Here is a 17026-nt window from a genome sequence, read left to right on the forward strand (position 1 = left end):
CTTCCTTAAATCACTCATGGTCGGTAAGGGGTGCCTGGATGGGCACAAACACCGGCGCACCACCCACATCTACCGTGGCCAGCCGCTGTTGGTAGAGCCGTTCTAGGGCGCTGGGCACCAGCATGGTGTCTCGTGGGCCCCAGCAGGCTTCACCGCTGGGGTAAAGCAGCAGAATGTGGTCGCACCAGCGGGCGGCTAAATTCAAATCGTGCAGGCACATCATCACCGCGCTGCCTTGGGCGGCCTGCTCGGCCATCAGCGCCATCACCGCGCTTTGGTGGTGTAAATCCAGGTGGTTGGTGGGTTCGTCCGCCAGCCAGATGTTGGGCGCTTGCGTGAGTACCGTCGCCATGGCTACCCGCTGGCGTTCACCGCCGGAAAGCGTGCTGACCAAGCGGTGGCGAAGATGGGCCACATCCAGCGCCTCCAGGGCGGCCTCGGCGCGGGCGTAGTCGTCGGCCCCTTCCATCTGCCACAGGGAAAGGTAGGGGTGGCGGCCTATCAGCGCGGTCTCCAGCACCGTGGCGGGAAAGCCGTCTAGCCGCTCTTGAAACACCAGCCCTAACTGCTGCGCCACTTGCCGCCTGCGCAGTTGGCCAAGCGGTTTGTCGCCGATCAGCACCTGACCGGACCGGGGGGCGTGGAGCCCTGCCAGGGTGTGCAGCAGCGTGGTCTTGCCCGCGCCGTTGGGGCCAAGCACGCCCCACACCTGCCCTGGTTCGAGGGTGAGATTCAACGCCGTGCCTGCGCTGCGCCTCGGCACGTCGATGATCAGGTCTTGGGTCGCCAAGCGGATCATCAGCGGCTCCGGTAGAGCAAAAAGAGGAAGGTGGGCACGCCCAGCAGCGCGGTGATCACCCCGACGGGGAGCTGCTCGGGGGCAATCATCGTCCGCGCTAGGGTGTCGGCGAGTACCAGGAGCGTGCCGCCTGCCAGCGCGCAGGCGGGTAGAATCAAGCGCTGGTCGTTGCCGAGCAGCAGGCGCAGCATGTGGGGAACTACCAACCCCACAAACCCGATGCTGCCTGCGGTGGTCACGGCAGCGGCGGTCAAGAGGCTGGCGGCAATGTAGATGCCCCACTCCAGCGGGCGAACATCCACACCCAGAGCGGCGGCCTGCTGGGGGCCACGGGCCAGCACGTTGAGGCTGCGCCCTAGCGGTATCAGCAATACACAGGTGGCGATTAATAGCAGCAGCGGCGGCCACGGCGTGCGGGCGTAAGATAAATCTCCCATCAGCCAGTAGAGCATGCCCGGCAGCCGCTCGGCGGGGCTTAGCGCGAGCATCAGGGTAATCACCGCGCCCCACCCCGCAGCCACGACCACGCCAGTGAGCAACAGCCGTGAAGGCGTCCAGCCGCCGCTACCGTGGGCTAGGCCAAATACTAAAAACGTGGAGAACAGCGCGCCTAAAAACGCCGAACCCGAAATAAGCACACCGCCCATTCCGGCCAGCATGGCCGCCAGCGCACCGATGGATGCCCCGCCGGATAGCCCCAGCACGTAGGGGTCGGCCAGCGGGTTACGTAGCAGCACCTGCATTAGCGCACCGGCCACCGCCAACAGCCCGCCCACCGCAAAGGCGGAAAGCGCCCGTGGCAAGCGAAGCTCGATCACCATGGTGCGCGCCAGCGCATCGCCCTGGCCCTGCACCACCGCCCAGAGCTGCGCTACCGAAAGCTGCGCGCTGCCCACCGCCAGAGAAAACAGCATGGCGGCCACGGCGATCAGCGCCAGCAGGCCAAGGGGTTGCCACAGGCGCATTACCATCAAGACCCCCTGCACTTTTGGCGGGTGTGTTCGAGCTTTTCACACAGAATCTGTGCGCCTTCCAGCAGGCGCGGCGTGGGCCGCTGAATTAAGGAAGGCGGCACGAAATAGAGGTTACCGGCGTCCACGGCGGCAAGGTTGGGGTACTGCTCCCAGTGGGTGAGCCAGTCGCGGTTCTCCTCCCCCATGCCTCCGGCAATGATGGCGTCGGGGTTGGCCGCAAGCACGGCTTCATCGTCTAAACGCGGTACTAATCGGTGCTGATCGCCAAAGACGTTTTCGCCGCCGCACAATTGCACCACTTGCCCAATCAGGTGGTCGTCATTGACGCTCATCAACGGCTCGTCCCACACCTGATAAAACGTCGCCACAGGGTCACGCTCGCTATAGCGGGCGGTAAGCGCGGCCATGCCCTCTCTGAACTCATTGGCCGCCTGTTTGCCTACCGGTTCGGTACCGGCCAGGCGGGCAAGCCGCTCGATGGTGTCAGCCACCGCCTCGACGCTGCGCGGCTCGATATAAAATACCGGCATGCCCAGCGCTTCGAGGGTATCCATTTGCTCGGCGGGGTTCCCCGTTACCCAGCCGATGACTAAATCCGGGGCAAGCCCTACCAGGGCTTCCAAATCGATTCGGGTGTGGCTACCCACCGAGGCCACGTCCTTTGCTTCCGGCGGGTAGTCGCTATAACTCACCACGGCCACCACCTGATCCCCAGCGCCAGCGGCGTAGGTCAGTTCCGTGGCACCGGGTGAAAGCGTGGCGATGCGGTTGGCCGAGGCATGTAAGCACACTTCCCGACCACGGTCATCGACCGCGCAGCGGCTGGGGTTGTCGGCATGAAGCGGGGTGGCAATGCCGCTACCCAGCCATAGGAAAGCGGCGCCCAAGGCGCCGCCGAACTGCATGAATTTATTGGCCAAAGTGAACACTCAAGAATCCTGCTCGGCCCGCGTTGATGTAGTCGGCACCGTCAAACGAGCGCGTGGTGACATAGTCTTGATCCAGCACGTTCTCTAACGTTACCCGAGCGCTCCACAGCGGCGCAAACTGCCAGCCTGCACGCAGGTTCACCAAACCGTACCCGCTCAGGCGATCTTCGTTGGCCGCATCACGGTAGCGATGGTTTTGCGCGACCCAAGAGCCGCCCAGGGACCAATCACCCAGCTCGCGGTCGACGTCCAGGCGCAAGCTTTGCGAGGCACGGTTTTGCAGGCGTTTGCCGGTCAAGCGGTTTTCGGGGTCGGTGTAGGTGAGCGCCGCCGCCAGCGTCCACTCGTTCACGTCGACACCCGCGCTAAGCTCTGCTCCACGAATGCGCGTTTCCGGCACGTTGAACTGTAACCCTTGGCCCGCAATCAAGTTGTCGATATCGGTTTGGTAAAGCGCCGCATCCCAGAACCAGCGGGCATACTGGCCGCGCACGCCAACTTCGATCGACTCGGAGGTTTCCGACGCCAAGTCCGGGTTACCAAAACCAGGGAAATAAAGCTGGTTGTAGGTCGGTGCGTTGAACGCCGTGCCGTAGTTGGCGCGCAGCGTGTGGTGGCCATCCACGTCATACCCGATCCCGACGCTGCCCGTCACCTCGTCGCCGTAGGACTCGTTGTCATCAAAGCGAAGGCTGCCTTGAAGCGTGAAGGGCGAGAAATCCAGCAGCGCCTGGGTGAAAACGGCCGCATTGCTGCGACTGGTTTCGTCGTAGGCGGTGGTGCTGTCTACCCGGTCTTCGCTGTACTCGGCCCCGGCGACCACTTCGTGGGCACCCACGGTCACGGTGTTTTCCCAGCGCGCCGTGCGTATTTTGGTATTGAACGAGGTATCGCCAAAATCAGCGACGTTATCACTTTCGTCCCGCGATTCGCTGATCGTCAAGCGGCTGCGCCAGCTGTCGGTCATCGGCAGCTCGCCATACACGCCCGCGACCTGCTGAACGAAGTCATTTTCCCCGCCGTCATACTCGTTATACCCACGGGCACGCAGCGCCAATACGCCTGCTTCGGCACCGTTCGCGAAGGTGTGCGACACGCGCGCCAGCGCGGAGGTGTTGTCGTAGCCTTTGTCGTCGCCATTACGACGCACTGGCTGGCCGTCGGTATTGAAGTGGCTGCCAGAAAAGCTGTAACGCGTGCCGCCCTCTTTACCGCTGACGCCTGCGCTCAGCCGCTGGGTGTTGAACGAGCCGCCGCCTGCGGAAATACGCGGCTGCGGACCTTCGTCTTCACCCTGTGGAGTAAACAACTGTATGACGCCGCCCATGGCGTCGGCACCGTAAAGGCTGCCGCGAGGACCGCGCACGATTTCGGCACGCTCGAACATGCGTGGCTCCAAATATTGCCAAGCGGCCCCGCCGCTAGTAGCCGAGCGCAAACGGATACCATCGATCATCAGGACATTCTGCGCGCTGCCCGTGCCGCGAATGAAGACGCTGCTATTCTTGCCGAAGCTACCGTTACTGGAAACGTCCACGCCCGGCTGGCCACGCAGCAGGTCGGTGATACTGACGGGGTCTTGGCGGCGCAGCGCGGCCTCGTCGATTACCGTGACCGAAGAGAGGCTTTCATTAGCGGTGCGCGGAGCGAGTGCGGCCGTGACCACGACGGGATTCAGCGTGTTGGAGGCCGTCGCGGTGGCCGATGCGCTTTGCGCCTGAACGGCCAGCGGTAGCGCGGCCATGGTAAACGCCGCAAGCGTTGCGGGGGTATGAAAACGATTGAACATGGTGGGTCCCTTGCTCGCTGTGCTCACCCGCACAGCGTACTTTTTAGTGACCGGGCAGGGGCACACAAGGGAAATCCGTGGCAGAGCGCCACGTAACGTCACCCTGTACATGCCCTCCGCATGCCGGTAATCCGTGGCTTTCTTCAAGCCATCACTCTTAGGCCGGTCTCCGGGCTGACGAGCGAAAGAGGGGCGCTTTACCTAAGCGCCGACCCTTTTCCGAACGACCACCTTCCCATGCCAAGGCACAGTGGCGTCTCTAGCCGTTCTTGTCTCGATCACCGTTGCGGGGGCAGCGTTGGATTGACACAGCCATGACATGACCATGTTCACCAACTTCCCGTTTAACTGATGGCGGTTACGCCACCAGCACCTGAGAGTGTGCGTAAACTAGCAACTTGTTAGGGGGTGGTCAATTTGCTGACGCGCCTTTCAGCGCTTGTACCAAGCCGTGGCGCACGTACCACACCTGCTCGGCGTGAGCGGCGGCGTCCTGGGTGAACCAGCCGCTCAAATCCCGCAGGCGGCGCTGGTGGCGGGCCACTGGGACGAGGCCACGCCCCAACTCATTGGCAATGATCACCAGCGCGACGTTCTCTGCAGCGGCGGCTTGCTCGAGGCGCTGTAAATCTTCCCGCCACTGGGCGCGCCACTCGTCGCTGCTGATGTCGGAGTCCAGCACCGCGGTCAGCCATTCAAATAAGCCATGTAACACCAGTGGCGTGTTGGGCAACATGACGTGAGAGACCTCGTGAAGACGCTGGCCAGGGGCTAGACGCCACCACACCGCGCCGGGAAAGCGTTGTTTTACTGCGTCGCGCTTACCTGCGCTGGCACCGCCAATGAACAGTTGCATTGCCATTCTCCTTTTCCGTCCTCACCTGCTTGATACGCGAGCTGCCAGCGCCGTCCCTGGGCTTGATGCACGATTCCCTGCCAAAAATCGAGGGTTTCGAAACGGCGGCGTAGTTCACGAATCACGCCGCCGTGGGTCACTACCAACACTTTTCGATAGCCGTGTTGCCGAGTATGTTCCGCAACATCGTCGAGCCAGGCATCCAGCCGTTCGCGCAGTTGGCCAGAGGATTCGCCACCGGGAATTTGTAACTCTCCGGCGCTATCGATCCAGGCGCGATAGTGCGGCAGTTCTTTTAATTCATCGTAAACCTTGCCTTCGTACTCGCCGAAATCGAGTTCCCGTAAGCGCGGTTCGGCGTAGACGGGAACCCCCGGCTTGGCCGCCTGGGACCAGGCCAGGGTTTCTTGGCAGCGGCCTAGGTCGCTGGCGTAAATGGCGTCGAAACGCTCATCGGCCAGGGCCGCGCGCAACGCTAACAGCCCCTCCTCCGCCTCAGGAAACAGCAGCGGAATATCCCGCTGGCCCTGGTAACGGCGCTCTAGATTCCAGGCGGTGATACCGTGACGAACTGCCACCAGCTCCACATTAAGATCAGTAGCCAAAGCTCTCCTCCTTCGATGGTGGCGCCGACCATATCGCCGTTGATGCCGTTAAACGAGCGCAGCAGTGCTCTGCGTACCAGCGCTACCCAACATGCCAGCGCTGCCAGCCACAGCGCGGCTAACGGCCAGAGCATGGCGAGCGGGAACAGCGGCAGGAGCGCCACGCCTACATCGCGGCGTCCCAACGACTGCTGCCAGCTCCAAGCCAGGCCGCGCGAGTGGGCGCATGGGGTCAGCACGAGCAGCGCGACGCCCGCCCAGCGCCCCAGTGCGGGTACTACCGCGAGCCACCACAGCGGCGCGTGATACTGCAGCAGCGCCCAGAGCAGCACGCCCTTCCAGGCCAGCAAAAACAGCAGCGCCAGCATGCCGAAGCTGCCGATTTGCGGGTCTTTCATGATATCCCAGCGCCGCTGCAACGGCTGGTTGCTGCCCAGCGCATCGGCCAGGTCCATCACGCCATCCAGGTGTAGTCCACCCGTGAGCCCCACCCACACGCTGAGCAGTACCAGCGCACTGATCGGCGTGGGCGTTTGTACGTGCTCTAACAGTAACGCGGCCAGCGCGAGCAAACCGCCGATCAGCAGGCCGACGAGCGGATAGGCACGAATGGCCCAACGGCGGGTGGCGGGCGTCCAGGGGCACGCCACCGGTATGGGTAACCGAGTCAAAAATTGCAGGGCCAGCAGCCCACCATAAAGGACGTTGTTCACGTATTGGCGCCCGCTTTCCACTCGATGCCCTGGCCTGCGACCACCTCGATCACGCTATCGGACTCGACGGCTAGCCAGCGGTGCAGCATTTGTAAAAACTCGACATAACGCTGCGTATGGGTGTCGTTAGGCAATGGCGCTTCGTTGAGATCATTGGAGACGACGACGAGGGTAATGTGTCGCGCCCGGGCATCTTGCAAACAGCGCACCAATAGCGAAAACCCTTCGGTGGTAGAGAGCGGTGCGTGCGCGTCGTCGGCGTCGAACATCACTTGGCTGGCCCAGAGTGTAAGACAATCGAGCAAGGCGGCATGCCCGTTGGGCACTCGAGCGATGGCTTGATCGATGGCCAGCGGTGCCTCCAGCGTTACCCACGAATCAGGCACACCCTGGGCATCCCGACCGGCTCGATGGAGGGCAACCCGCTCAGCCATTTCGTCGTCGTATACGTTAGCGGTCGCCACGTAAAAACACGGTTGACCGTTGGCAGCTTGCAGCACGTACTGTTCAGCAACGTGACTCTTACCGGAGCGCGCGCCCCCACTAACGAACACAATCATGTAACACCTTTAACAATCGATCATTTGCCGAACCATCGCGCACTGCCAGCCGCAACCAATCACCGTCGAGCGCTGCAAAGCTGTAGGTATGTCGCGCCAGCATACCGTGATGCAGCAAGCGTTCAAGCAGCAGCGCGCTGGAAAGCCCGCGCTGGCACAACGCTGGACCCGGCCGCACCAGATAAAAGCAGCTTTGGCTGGGCACGACATCTAGCCCCGCGTGTGTCAGCGCTTGGCCCAAACGCGGCTGTTCCCGCGCCAACCACTGCCGCGTGCGCTGGGCAAAGGCCGTATCCGCCAACAGCGGTGCCACCAGCTCGGCAGCGAGGTGATTGACGCTCCAGGGCGGCTGATGGCATGCCAGGGCGGCAACGTGCTCGGCACTCGCCAGCACGTACCCCAGGCGCAGCCCGGGCAGCGTGTAAAACTTGGTCATGGAGCGCAGCAGCACAAGCTGCGGGTAGCGCGCCAACAGCGGCGTGAGCGGTTCGGCAGCGAGGGCAAGATCGATAAACGCTTCATCCACCACCAGTGTTGACGTAGCGGGCATGCGTGAGAGCATACGCTCGATCTCTACGGCGCTGACCAGGGTGCCGGTGGGATTATTGGGGCGGCAGAGAAAGATCACATCCGCCTGAGTGACAGGCTCGTCCAACGCTGCCGTTTGTAGGCCGAAACGGGGGGCCTCTAGGGCATGCTCCGTTACCACTAACCGATGCGCGGCACAGGCTCTGGCATATTCGCCAAAGGTGGGCGTCACGATCAGCCCGCGCTGGCCTGCATGAAGGGCAGCGGCCAAAAAAATGGCGTCTGCTCCGCCGTTGGTGAGCAGCACTTGCTCCGGCGCCACGCCTTCGTGTTCGGCAATGGCACACCGCGCGACGCGGTAGCTGGGCTCCGGGTAGCGGCTTAACCCACTAATACATTCAACCAACCAATCCGCCACCCAGGGCGGCGGCCCCAGCGGGTTGAGGTTCGCGCTCACGTCCTCGAACGGGTGATCCGCAGGTAACCTAAAGCGTTTGAGCAGCGCCGCTGCGTCGCCGCCGTGGTCGGGCCAGGGAGCCGTGGTCATTGCAGCCCCCAGAGAAACGCTAAGAGCACGAGGAATGCGAAAAACAGCAGCCACCCGCCGTGCATCAGCCGTAACGTCAGGGAAATATGCGCCACGGAGAGCGGTATTTGCCCGCTCCCCAGCGTTGCCCGGTGGGAGACCACGCCCTGATACATATTCGTGCCGCCTAGCTGCACGCCCAGCAGATTCGCCACCATCGCTTCCGGCCACCCGGCGTTGGGGCTGGGGTGGCGCGGCGCTTCCCGGCAGGTGGCGGCCAGCGCACCCCGCCAATTTGACACGGTGACGCCTCGCCCTATCAATCCCCTGCCCGCTAGCCATAAACAGAGAGTCGTCAGCCGGGCAGGCAGCCAGTTGGCGAAATCGTCGAGTTTGGCGGACGCGTAGCCGAAATCCGCGTAGCGCTCGTTGCGATAGCCCACCATGGAATCGAGTGTGTTGATCGCTTTGTACGCCAACGCCAGGGGCGCGCCACCGATGACGGCAAACAGCAGCGGCGAGGTAATGCCATCCACGGTGTTCTCGGCAACGGTCTCGACCGCCCCCCGGGTAATCTCGGCTTCATCGAGCGAATCGGTATCGCGGCCGACCACCATCGAAAGCGCATGACGAGCGGTAGGCAGATCCCCTCGGGCGAGCGGTTGGGCAATGGCGTTTCCGGCCTCGGCGAGCCCTTTGATGGCCAGCGTGGTGGCGAGCAGCCAAAGCTCGGCGGCGAGGCCTAGCCAGGGGTGAAGCTGAGTCAGCAGTGCCAACACCAGCCAAGTGGCAGTGAACGTTCCCAGGACGCTCACTGCCGTCAGTAAAAAGCCCATGGCACGGCGACGCTGGGCACTGCCTCGGTTCCAGCGCCGTTCTAGCGCGCTGATGCCCCGACCGATGATCACCACCGGATGCGGCAGCACGCGCGGGTCGCCCACGATGAGATCGACGACGATGGCCAGCGCGACCAGCGCCACCGAGGCGGACAGCCAACTGCTAAGCGGGCTCATACTCTGCTGCTGCTCACGCCCACCTTATCAAAGGTGGCCATGTCGCTGAGCATCGAGGCAGCGGCTTGTATGAGCGGGAACGCCAGCGCAGCGCCGCTGCCTTCCCCCAAGCGCATACCCAGTGCCAGAAGCGGCTCGGCGTCGAGAGCCGCCAGCGCCGTGGCATGGCCCGGCTCTTCGGAGCGATGACCAAAAATGAGATAGCCGCGCGCCTCGGGGCAAAGGCGACACGCCGTTAACGCAGCGACGGTGGCGATGAAACCATCGACGATGGCGGGTAGCCGGTGGGCGGCTGCGGCCAAATAGGCGCCCGTCATGGCGGCCATCTCCAGCCCGCCGAGTTTGCTGAGTACGTCTAACGGATCATCGGCGTGGGCTTGGCGGGCGCGTAGCGCCTGCTCGATCACCGACACTTTATGCGCCTGCTGGGCGCTGCTTATCCCGGTCCCCGCGCCGACCACCGTCGCCACCGGCGCCTGGGTGAGCGCCGCCAGCATGGCGCTGCTGGCGGTGGTATTGGCAATGCCCATTTCACCGACGATGATGCTCTTCGCGCCCTGGCCCGCCAAGCGCTCTACCGTGTCGGCACCTACGCCGATGGCGCGCTGGGCTTCTCCCTGGCTCATCGCGTCTTCCCGCACCATGTTCGCCGTACCGGCGCGCACCTTGGCATCGACCACGCTGGGCAGGGCAAGCGGTGACGCCACCCCCACATCGACCACGTCGACCTGAGCGCCTATCTGGCGCGCGAAGACATTGATGGCCGCGCCTCCCTGGGCGAAATTCGCCACCATCTGCGCGGTCACTTCCTGGGGAAACGCCGAGACGCCCTCGTCGGCCACGCCGTGGTCGGCGGCAAACACGGCAACACCAGGCGGAGAGACGAGCGGAGTGCGCTGTCCGGTAATGGCACTCAACTGAATGGCGAGCGTTTCGAGCCTGCCTAAACTGCCGGGAGGTTTGGTCAGCGTGTCGAGATACGCGCGAGTACGCTCACCCTCGGCGTTATCTACGGCGCGAATGCGCGCCAGAAGTGACTGAAGTCGCTGTTCAGCGGTCGGCTCGTTGTCCATCACAATTCTCCACAGGCAGGTGGCGCAAAATGGTAGCAAAACCAGGGCTGCTATACTTGCGCTTTAACCATGAAACAGGCGCTTGCAAGCCACTTTTATCCATCATTCATCAAAGCATCATCTTCAACGGTGATGGTCGTCACTCATCAGAGTAATAAAACTACAACTTAAGCTATAAATAGCGATTTTATTGCCGTAAAGTCTCTTATATCGACGTCATAATATGTAAAATAACTACAAGTTCGACTCACCGTCTCGACACATGCAGAGGTCTCTATGCCTGGTTCAACATCCGCTACACTCCATCCTACGGTTGCCGAGGTGACCCAACGCATTCGTGAGCGCTCTGCTGAGCGACGTGCCCTATACGAGCGCCGCATGGCCGACCAGCACAAACGCGGCGTGCACCGCGCCGAACTCTCTTGCGGCAACCTCGCCCACGGTTTCGCCGCCTGCAGCGTGCAGGAAAAAGACTCCCTGAAGCTGATGAACAGCGCCAACCTAGGGATCATTTCTGCCTACAACGATATGCTCTCCGCCCACCAGCCGTTCGAAACCTTCCCGGAAACCATCAAAGCGGCTGCCCGTGCGATGGGCTCTACTGCGCAGTTTGCCGGCGGCGTCCCCGCCATGTGCGATGGTGTGACCCAAGGCCAGCCGGGCATGGAGCTGTCGCTGTTCTCCCGCGATGTGATTGCCATGGCCACCGCCGTGGGCCTGTCCCACAACATGTTCGATGCCGCACTTTACCTCGGCGTATGCGATAAGATCGTACCGGGCCTGTTTATCGGCGCGGCCCGTTTCGGTCACCTGCCCGCCATGTTCGTCCCCGCAGGCCCGATGCCCAGCGGCTTGCCGAACAAAGAGAAAGCGCGCATTCGCCAGCTCTACGCCGAAGGCAAAGTAGGCCGCGAAGAGCTGCTGCAAGCGGAGTCCGACTCCTACCACAGCCCCGGCACCTGCACCTTCTACGGCACCGCCAACTCCAATCAGCTGATGATGGAAGTGATGGGCCTGCACCTGCCGGGTACCTCGTTCGTCAACCCGGGCACCGAGATGCGCGAAGCGCTGACCCGTTACGCCACCGAGCAGGCCATTCGCAACACCGAACCCGGCGGCGAGTACCGCCCGTTCTACAAGCAGATCGACGAGCGCGCCATCGTCAACGCCGTGGTCGGCCTGCTGGCCTCCGGTGGTTCGACCAACCATACCATGCACCTGATTGCCATGGCGGCAGCGGCGGGCATTACGCTGAACTGGGATGACTTCACCGACCTGTCAGCGGTCACCCCCAGCATGATGAAGGTGTACCCGAACGGCCAAGCAGACATCAACCACTTCCAGGCAGCGGGCGGCATGAGCTACCTGTTCCGCGAGCTGTTGGGCGCGGGCCTGCTCCACGGTGACATTCCCACCGTGTTTGGCACCGACCTGACCGCTTACACCCAAGAGCCCTTCCTGGAAGATGGCAAAGTGGTCTGGCGCGAAGGTCCGGAGAAGAGCCTGGACGAAGAAGTGCTGCGCCCTGTGGCCACGCCCTTCGCCCCCACCGGCGGCCTGACCGTGATGAAAGGCAACCTGGGCCGTGGCGTCATCAAAGTCTCGGCCGTTGCCGAGGAGCACCGCATCGTCGAAGCGCCGGTGAAGATCTTCGAAGACCAGAACGAGATGAAAGCGGCGTTCGAGTCGGGCGAGCTGGACCGCGACGTGATCGTCGTCGTGCGTTTCCAAGGCCCCAAAGCCAATGGCATGCCCGAGCTGCACAAACTGACACCGTTCCTGGGCGTACTCCAGGATCGCGGCTTCAAGGTGGCCCTCGTCACCGATGGCCGCATGTCCGGCGCATCGGGCAAAGTACCCGCCTCTATCCACATGAGCCCGGAAGCGCTCGACGGCGGCCCGCTGGCCAAGCTGCGCGATGGCGACGTGGTGCGCCTGGATGCCAACGCCGGTACGCTGGAAGCCAAGGTAGACGCCGCCACCTGGGCCGAGCGTGAGCTCGTCGTCGCCAACCTGGACCACTACCACGTGGGCCTGGGCCGCGAGCTGTTCTCGGGCTTCCGCCACCTCGCCATGCGCGGTGAAGAGGGTGCAGGCTCCCTGGGCGGCTTCGAAGCCGACGATCTCGCTCGTCAAGAAGGTCAGATTTTTCAAGAGGACGCCTGATGCGACCGGCACTCATCGGGGACATTGGCGGCACGAATGCTCGCCTGGCGCTGGTCACGCCGGGCGAGGTCACGCCCCACGACATTCTTAACCTGCCCTGCGCCGATTACCCCGGCGTGATCGAGGCGATTCAAGACTACCTCGCTCGGGTAGGCGCCACGGGCGAAAACGCGCCCAAAGAAGCCTGCCTGGCATTCGCCTGCCCGGTACATGCCGAGCGGGTGAAAATGACCAACAACCACTGGGATTTCATGAAAAGCGACGTTCGGCAGGCGCTGAATTTGTCGCTGTTCAAAGTCATCAATGACTTCACCGCCCAGGCGCTGGGCGTACCCCACGTAGGGGAAGATAACCTGGTGGAAGTGCAGCCTGGGGAAGCCCAGTCGCACTCGACCCGCTTGGTCATCGGCCCAGGTACGGGGCTAGGCGTGGCCGGGGTGTTCCCCGGCCAGCACGCCTGGATCCCGCTGCCCACCGAAGGCGGCCACGTGACGTTTGCGCCTACCGACCCCACCGAGCGCGCGCTGCTGGACGTGTTCCTGCAGCGCCACCGGAGGGTGAGCGTCGAACGCATTCTGTGCGGCCAGGGGCTGCTTGAGCTGTACCAAGCGCACTGCACCCTGGAAGGCCAAGCGCCTCGCTGCGAGACGCCTGCCGAGGTGACCCAGGCGGCCAACCAGGGCGATGCCATCGCCACCGCCACGCTGCTGCGCTTTTTGAAGATTCTCGGTGACGTATGCGGCGATGCCACCCTAACCATGGGTGCCCGAGGCGGCGTTTACCTCTGCGGCGGCATTCTCCCCCGCCTGTTGGACTGGCTGCCTAAGTGCGAGCTGCGCGCTAGCTTCGTCAACAAAGGGCGCATGGGCGGGTATAACGCCGATATTCCGGTGTGGATCGTGACACACCCATGGACCGGCCTGTTAGGGGCCGCCGAAGCGCTGCATAACGAAGAAGTCTTTTAACGAATGGAAAACGCCATGGCTGCCGTTACGTTTGACGTGCCTTTTGTACTCGGCATGATGCGCCTGCATGAAGCGCAAGAGATGCACCAAGCGAGCCAGTTGGCCGACTGGATCGAAGCTCGTCTAGAGCAAGGGTTACACTGGTTCGACCATGCCGACATCTACGGTAATGGCGCCTGCGAAATGCTGTTTGGCCAAGCCCTGCGCGCCCGCCCGGCGCTGGCCAAGCGGCTGAATGTGGTGACCAAGGCCAGCATCGCCAACGACAATCCGGCTCCAGGCTCCGGTAAGGTTAAGCACTACAATGCCAGCCCGGACTACCTTGGCCGCGCCATTGACGATGCGCTGGGCCGCTTGGGTGTCGAGCGTCTGGATCACTTTCTGATTCACCGCCCGGACCTGCTGATGGACGCCGCCGCGACAGGCCGTGCGCTGGATGACGCCATCGAGGCGGGCAAAATCGGCGCGGCGGGGATTTCCAACCACCTGCCCAGCCAGTGGCGCAGGCTGCAACGCCACATGCACCACCCGCTGCGCGCCAACCAAATCGAGCTTTCGATTGCCCATAGCGCGCCGCTGTTCGACGGCAGCTTCGACGACCTGAACGCCGATGGCCAGGCGCCCATGGCGTGGTCGCCGCTGGCGGGCGGCCAACTGATGCAGGGTGAAGTGAGCCGCGTGCTGAACCGTTTGGCAGGCGAGCTGAACGGTACGCCCGGCGCGTTGGCGCTGGCCTGGCTGCGCACCCTGCCCGGCCGCCCGGCACCGGTGGTAGGCAGCGTGAAACCGGAGCGTATTGCCGATATGCTGAACGGCCCGGAAACGCTGCCCAGAGACGCCTGGTATGAACTGCTGGAAGCAGCCCGCGGCCACTGCGTCGCTTAGGCTCGCTAGCGCGCCCACTCAACATCAATGCCAATAATGACAAGGAACGACCTATGACGCCGGTGATTGCTTTCGGTGAAGCCTTGATCGACATGCTCTCGAGCCGATTGGGCGATGACACGGGGCCGGAAACCTTTACCCCCTACGCGGGCGGCGCGCCCGCCAACGTCGCAGTGGCCTGCGCGCGCCTCAACGTACCCAGCCAGTTTTTGGGGATGGTGGGTGACGATACCTTTGGGCACTTTCTGATTCGTGAGCTGAAAAGCCACGGCGTGGATACCCAGGGGGTCGTGCTCACCCAAGAGGCGCGCACGGCGCTGGCCTTCGTCTCTCGCGATAGCAGCGGCGAACGCACCTTCGACTTCTACCGCCCGCCAGCAGCGGACCTGCTCTACCGCCTGGAGCATCTGCCCCACGGCGTGTTCGAGCGGCCCGCCATCGTGCACCTATGCAGCAACAGCCTGACCGACCCCAACATTGCCGAGACCACCCTCGCGATTGCCGCCATGGCCAAGCGTGCAGGCTGTCTGGTAAGCGTGGATGCCAACCTGCGCCACAACCTGTGGGCAGAGGGTGCGGCAGATCCTTGGCTGGTCACCGAGCTGGTCGATAGCGCCGAGCTGGTCAAAGTCTCTCTCGAAGAGCTGGACTACCTGCGTGGCGACCATCCACCAGAGTCGTGGTTAGCCGAGCGCATGGCAGCAGGTGTCAAAGTGGTCGTCGTCACCGATGGCCCTAACGATGTCGCGCTCAAAGGCGTCGGTATCGACCAAACCGTGACGCCACCCAGCGTGACGGCCGTCGACACCACCGCCGGTGGCGATGCCTTCATTGGCGGCTTACTGGCCGAGCTTTCTCGCTACGGCATCAGTGAGAACTGGCATCAGGACAGCGCGTTTCTCACCCGCGCGGTGGACATTGCCTGCCGCTGCGGTGCCCATGCGGTCACCCGCCCCGGCGCGTATGCCGCGCTGCCCACCCACACCGATATCGAAGCCCTGCGCGGCTCGGCAGGCTAGCACTCAGCGTCGTCGAGGCCGCTACTCGACGACGCTTTGGATGACCCCTTCCGCCACTTCCACCCGCCCGCTGACGACGTCCAACGTAACCGGCTGACGGCGATGATCGACAAAGCTAACCTGAGTGATGCTGCGCTGTTCGGTGGCCCCGTCGACCAACATTTCCAGCGTGCCGTGATCGCACCACCACGTTACCGTCACCGTTAACCCATCGACGCTGCCCGCCGCGTGGTCGCAGGCAAAGTGTTCGTCGAACGCAGCCTGCCCAATACGTCCCTGCCGCTCGTAGTGAAGTAACGTTTCGGCATCGCTTGCGGTCAGCCACAGCCGCTGCTGACTCCCCTGCTGCAGCGACAGCGCCAGCCTCGTGCCCGCTTCGAGCACCAGCGTCAGCTGACCGTGAATGACCTCCCCGTCGGGCACGACAATGCAGTGCTCCCCGGCCGTTTGAAGCGAGCGCGGCGATAGATGACAAGGGGCGCTCAGCACTTGCCCTGCTTCGCGAGCAAAGCGCTGTCGTAACCGCACCCCACGGGAAGTCGCGCGCAGTGTCAGCTCTCGCGGCAGGCTCATGGTGCCCCGCCAGCCCGTTTCGGGAGCCTGGTTGGCGTACTGCCAGTTGTTCAACCACGCCAGCGCAAGCTGCCGCCCGGGGGTATTCGACCAGCTCTGCACCGCATAGAAATCCCGCCCTTCGTCCATCATCAGCACGACGTCGGCAGCGTTGTCATTGGTGAAACGCTGGCCGTCGAACGCGCCGATGAAGTACTGGGTCAACGAGCCAAACGGGTTATCCGGCGTGGCGCCAATGCCCACCACCAGCACCCAGCGGGTGGCGGGCTCATTCGGTCCTGCGCCGTCCACCGGCAGCTCGAACAGGTCAGGGCACTCCCAGGGGTGCTGGGTGTGAGCGCCCTCGCCTTCGCCAAAGGCGCTGGCGAACTGCCACGCCAATAGGTCGTGGGAGGTATAGAAGTGAATCGCCTGCCCACAGGCCAGCGCCATTACCCAGCGCTGGCTAGGTCCATGCCAAACGACTTTAGGGTCGCGGAAGTCTTTAAACCCAGGCGGCGGCAGAACCGGATTACCCGCGTAGCGCTGCCAGGTACGGCCCTTGTCACGGCTGTACGCCAGGCACTGGGACTGCTGGTAATCCTCCGGGTCACCGGAGAGCACCTTATGGCAGGTGTAAAACGCCACGAGCCCCGGCCGGCCCTCGAACAGCCCAGTGACATCGTGCTCATCCACCACGGCGCTCCCCGAAAAGCAGGTGCCGTCTTCGTTGGGCGCCAGCGCGATGGGCAAATGCTGCCAGTGGCACAGGTCGCGACTGACCGCATGCCCCCAGTGCATTGGCCCCCAGACGGTGCTGAACGGGTGGTACTGATAAAACAGATGGTACTCGCCCTCGAAAAACACCAGCCCGTTGGGGTCATTCATCCATCCCATCGGCGGGGCAAAATGCATCGCCGGTCGCTGGGGCTCGAAATCCGCTAACGTCATGCTTAAACCTTGAGTTAATCGGTCAACTTAATCGTTTAAGTTAGCGTATCACGCCTGTTAACTAACGGAAGCATCCCCTTTAGGTGTAGATGTAAAAAAGCCCGAGCATGTCGCCATGCTCGG

General features: G+C 63.1%; 16 protein-coding genes and 1 riboswitch. Of the genes, 4 read left to right on the forward strand and 12 right to left on the reverse strand.

What is annotated here, in order from left to right; genetic code table 11:
* Positions 1-10: 10 nt before the first annotated feature.
* From MHM85_RS11160 to cobT, 11 genes are all read right to left on the reverse strand, one after another.
* Entirely contained in the window at positions 11-799 is a 789-nt protein-coding gene (locus MHM85_RS11160) for an ABC transporter ATP-binding protein (protein ID WP_239285990.1), read from the reverse strand.
* Positions 799-1770 (reverse strand): iron ABC transporter permease, encoded by a 972-nt coding sequence (locus MHM85_RS11165; protein WP_239285992.1) that lies wholly within the window; start codon positions 1768-1770, stop codon positions 799-801. The genes MHM85_RS11160 and MHM85_RS11165 overlap by 1 nt, the downstream gene beginning before the upstream one ends.
* Positions 1770-2678 carry a cobalamin-binding protein gene (locus MHM85_RS11170; RefSeq protein ID WP_239286076.1) on the reverse strand — a complete coding sequence of 303 codons (909 nt, stop codon included), beginning with the start codon at positions 2676-2678 and terminating at the stop codon, positions 1770-1772. The genes MHM85_RS11165 and MHM85_RS11170 overlap by 1 nt, the downstream gene beginning before the upstream one ends.
* Positions 2679-2682: 4 nt before the next feature.
* Positions 2683-4491: a TonB-dependent receptor gene (locus MHM85_RS11175; RefSeq protein WP_239285994.1), complete on the reverse strand. Its 1809-nt coding sequence runs from the start codon at positions 4489-4491 to the stop codon at positions 2683-2685.
* A 142-nt stretch (positions 4492-4633) separates the two neighbouring features.
* Positions 4634-4883, reverse strand: a riboswitch (cobalamin riboswitch).
* A 20-nt stretch (positions 4884-4903) separates the two neighbouring features.
* Positions 4904-5347: a bifunctional adenosylcobinamide kinase/adenosylcobinamide-phosphate guanylyltransferase gene (locus MHM85_RS11180; protein WP_139528191.1), complete on the reverse strand. Its 444-nt coding sequence runs from the start codon at positions 5345-5347 to the stop codon at positions 4904-4906.
* The gene (locus MHM85_RS11185; protein WP_239285996.1) at positions 5299-5952 is read right to left on the reverse strand and encodes a histidine phosphatase family protein; all 654 of its coding nucleotides are present in this window, start codon (positions 5950-5952) and stop codon (positions 5299-5301) included. Before MHM85_RS11185 ends, MHM85_RS11180 begins: the two co-directional genes overlap by 49 nt.
* Positions 5889-6665: an adenosylcobinamide-GDP ribazoletransferase gene (gene cobS / locus MHM85_RS11190; RefSeq protein ID WP_239285998.1), complete on the reverse strand. Its 777-nt coding sequence runs from the start codon at positions 6663-6665 to the stop codon at positions 5889-5891. The genes MHM85_RS11185 and cobS overlap by 64 nt, the downstream gene beginning before the upstream one ends.
* On the reverse strand, positions 6662-7225 hold the full coding sequence (locus tag MHM85_RS11195) for a bifunctional adenosylcobinamide kinase/adenosylcobinamide-phosphate guanylyltransferase (protein WP_239286000.1): 564 nt from the start codon (positions 7223-7225) through the stop codon (positions 6662-6664). The genes cobS and MHM85_RS11195 overlap by 4 nt, the downstream gene beginning before the upstream one ends.
* Positions 7209-8300: a threonine-phosphate decarboxylase CobD gene (gene cobD, locus MHM85_RS11200; RefSeq protein WP_239286002.1), complete on the reverse strand. Its 1092-nt coding sequence runs from the start codon at positions 8298-8300 to the stop codon at positions 7209-7211. Before cobD ends, MHM85_RS11195 begins: the two co-directional genes overlap by 17 nt.
* Positions 8297-9292 (reverse strand): adenosylcobinamide-phosphate synthase CbiB, encoded by a 996-nt coding sequence (gene cbiB, locus MHM85_RS11205; RefSeq protein WP_239286004.1) that lies wholly within the window; start codon positions 9290-9292, stop codon positions 8297-8299. The genes cobD and cbiB overlap by 4 nt, the downstream gene beginning before the upstream one ends.
* Positions 9289-10365: a nicotinate-nucleotide--dimethylbenzimidazole phosphoribosyltransferase gene (cobT, locus tag MHM85_RS11210; RefSeq protein ID WP_239286006.1), complete on the reverse strand. Its 1077-nt coding sequence runs from the start codon at positions 10363-10365 to the stop codon at positions 9289-9291. Before cobT ends, cbiB begins: the two co-directional genes overlap by 4 nt.
* Positions 10366-10641: 276 nt before the next feature.
* Between cobT and edd the strand changes: the two genes are divergently transcribed.
* The 4 genes from edd to MHM85_RS11230 are packed head-to-tail and all read left to right on the forward strand — an operon-like array spanning position 10642 to position 15400.
* A complete protein-coding gene (gene edd, locus MHM85_RS11215; protein ID WP_239286008.1) occupies positions 10642-12531 on the forward strand; it encodes a phosphogluconate dehydratase in 1890 nt (629 codons plus the stop codon).
* Complete coding sequence (gene glk, locus MHM85_RS11220) at positions 12531-13496, forward strand: glucokinase (RefSeq protein ID WP_239286010.1); 966 nt, start codon at positions 12531-12533, stop codon at positions 13494-13496. Before edd ends, glk begins: the two co-directional genes overlap by 1 nt.
* 15 nt (positions 13497-13511) lie before the next feature.
* On the forward strand, positions 13512-14381 hold the full coding sequence (locus MHM85_RS11225; RefSeq protein ID WP_239286012.1) for an aldo/keto reductase: 870 nt from the start codon (positions 13512-13514) through the stop codon (positions 14379-14381).
* 53 nt (positions 14382-14434) lie between these two features.
* A complete protein-coding gene (locus MHM85_RS11230; RefSeq protein WP_239286014.1) occupies positions 14435-15400 on the forward strand; it encodes a carbohydrate kinase in 966 nt (321 codons plus the stop codon).
* A 21-nt stretch (positions 15401-15421) separates the two neighbouring features.
* Here MHM85_RS11230 and MHM85_RS11235 read toward each other — a convergent pair whose 3' ends face one another.
* Positions 15422-16903 (reverse strand): glycoside hydrolase family 32 protein, encoded by a 1482-nt coding sequence (locus MHM85_RS11235; RefSeq protein WP_239286016.1) that lies wholly within the window; start codon positions 16901-16903, stop codon positions 15422-15424.
* Positions 16904-17026 lie beyond the last annotated feature (123 nt).

It is taken from the genome of Halomonas sp. McD50-4 (assembly GCF_022348135.1).
Taxonomy (GTDB): domain Bacteria; phylum Pseudomonadota; class Gammaproteobacteria; order Pseudomonadales; family Halomonadaceae; genus Vreelandella; species Vreelandella piezotolerans.